The organism is Micromonospora yasonensis (assembly GCF_026013475.1).
Taxonomy (GTDB): domain Bacteria; phylum Actinomycetota; class Actinomycetes; order Mycobacteriales; family Micromonosporaceae; genus Micromonospora; species Micromonospora yasonensis.
Window position 1 is genome coordinate 1 of the sequence record NZ_JAPDPH010000489.1, and the last position, 395, is coordinate 395.

Annotated in this window: 1 pseudogene; it reads left to right on the top strand. The window is 72.9% G+C overall.

The features are described from left to right. A pseudogene (locus ONA70_RS36490) lies at positions 1 to 395 on the top strand (IS3 family transposase); the annotation flags it as partial.

The window sequence follows — 395 nt, forward strand, 5'->3', positions numbered from 1 at the left end:
CGCGGAAGGCGGCCCGGTATTTCGCCGGGGAGACGCGCTGGTGAACCGCTTCCAGTTCGTCGCCGACCACCAGCAGCGCCACGGCGTGAAGCGGTTGTGTCAGATCCTCGGGGTGTCCCGATCCAGCTACTACTACTGGCGCTCGGCCGCCACGACGCGGGCCGCCCGGGAGGCTGCCGACACCGCCCTCGCGGGCCGGATCCGGGCGGTACACGCGGCTCACCACGGCACGTACGGCTCACCACGGCACGTACGGGGCACCACGGATCACCGCCGAGCTGCACGATGCCGGCCTGCAGGTCAACCACAAGCGGGTCGCGCGGGTGATGCGCCGCTTCGGTGTGCAGGGGCTGCGGCTGCGCCGCCGGGTCCGTACGACGGTGCCGGACCCGGCC